This is a genomic window from Xenorhabdus eapokensis (assembly GCF_001908105.1).
The window spans coordinates 1-1590 of record NZ_MKGQ01000104.1; the positions used below are offsets into that span (position 1 = coordinate 1).

Genomic DNA, 1590 nt, shown 5'->3' on the forward strand with positions numbered 1-1590 from the left:
GTGACCTCGACGTGGTATTTCTTGTTGAGATCAGCCAGGCAGAAAAAGGTTCAAAAATATCCCTCGATTCAATCGAGGGATTTGTGTAGAAGAGACAGGCCTAGCAGGGGGTTTTCTATATACAAAAATATCCCTCGATTCAATCGAGGGATTTGTGTAGAAGAGACAGCTCCTTCGGGAGGGCTTTTTCTTTTGCACCCCAAAAGGGCAATTACAGCGTTTTACCCTTTTAGGTGGCTGTCATACTCTTTGCTCATTGTCAGCGCTTGCTGGCTATAACGGTAGCTGGCCCAAAACAGCAATAACCTTACCCCTCGGGAGGCAACCCTCCTGGGTTCTCTCCCATAACCAAAGGAGAGACGCATGAGCCTAGAAAAGTTAAATCGGCTGGTGGACCAACAACGAAAGACCCAGGATGAAATCAACGATGAAATCATTCTGGCAGTCAAAGAGGTGTTGGCTACCAACTCAGTCGGTTTAGCCCGTGAGCTTGTTGGTGGTGTCCCGCAAGATCATCCATTCCATCCGTTTTTACTCGCTATAGCTAAGCAGCTTGACTCGAGATAACTAAGTAACTCAACCGGGTACACCAAGGCCCGGTCGGCTTTGGTGTACCTCCAACCAATTTTGGAGGCACTATGTCTAATTCAAATTTCGGCTTTTTAGCTCTGGCCTTGCGCCAACGCCTGATCAAACGTTGGTCACTGATGCACTCTGTTCAAGCGGAATCTGTGTTGGAACACAGCGCTGTTGTTACCTTGCTTTCCTACCTAGCTGGCAATATCGCCATTCAACAAGGAAAGTCGGTGGATCTGGCAACCATGCTTGCTCATGCTTCTTTGCATGATGCAGCCGAGGTTCTCTGTTCGGATGTTGTAACGCCGGTCAAAAAAGCAAATGCTGTTTTGCAGCGTGAGTTTGAAAGACTGGAGAAGGCCGCAGAGGACAAACTCATCCAGACTCTTCCCGCAGAACTCCAGGATGCAGTCGCCATAGCCTTCGCTTCCGGTGGCTATGAACAATCACTGGTTAAGGCCTGTGATACCTACTCCGCTTACATCAAGTGCAAACTTGAGGTGGCCGCAGGTAATGGCCTTGAGTTCCAGGATGCTCTCAGCAAAATGGAACTTGTTGTTGCTCAGGTGAAATCTGACTTCCCGGAAATCGACGCTCTGGACAAATGGTTTGGTGACGGACTCGGCCATTCAGTAGATAAACTACTGGCAGGGGGTAACGATGACTAATGGATTTTGGCAGATTATCGACAAAGACGGTGTTGTTGTTCGTCAAAGAGAGGGTGATTCGGATAACGAGTCATATATGAGGTCGAGTGTTTGGTTCGTCCCTTCAAATATGCGCTTACATTTCACTATAGAATCCGAATTTATTGAGCCTTGGAAATTTTTTGGGGCTCATAAAAAAGGAACTCTTGTAACGATTTATAACCAATTAGTCGATACTGATGAGCATATTGATATTGTCAATAAAGTAACGCGATGCTCGACTTTCGAGGTGAGTTGAAATGACATAGCCACTCCTTTATAACTTTAAGTCGCCAAACTGAGAGAAATAAAGGAACAAGGGCTATGT

At 46.4% G+C, this 1590-nt stretch carries 3 protein-coding genes; all 3 read left to right on the forward strand.

All coding sequences use genetic code 11. The features are described 5' to 3' along the window. The first annotated feature begins 363 nt into the window (after positions 1–363). The 3 genes from Xedl_RS19510 to Xedl_RS19520 all read left to right on the forward strand — a co-directional run bounded on the left by Xedl_RS19510 (position 364) and on the right by Xedl_RS19520 (position 1521). Positions 364–567: a hypothetical protein gene (locus tag Xedl_RS19510; protein WP_074025372.1), complete on the forward strand. Its 204-nt coding sequence runs from the start codon at positions 364–366 to the stop codon at positions 565–567. 71 nt (positions 568–638) lie between these two features. Then, complete coding sequence (yfbR, locus tag Xedl_RS19515; protein WP_074025374.1) at positions 639–1244, forward strand: 5'-deoxynucleotidase; 606 nt, start codon at positions 639–641, stop codon at positions 1242–1244. Continuing rightward, positions 1237–1521, forward strand: coding sequence for a hypothetical protein (locus tag Xedl_RS19520; RefSeq protein WP_074025376.1), 285 nt, complete (start codon positions 1237–1239; stop codon positions 1519–1521). Before yfbR ends, Xedl_RS19520 begins: the two co-directional genes overlap by 8 nt. Positions 1522–1590: the final 69 nt, after the last annotated feature.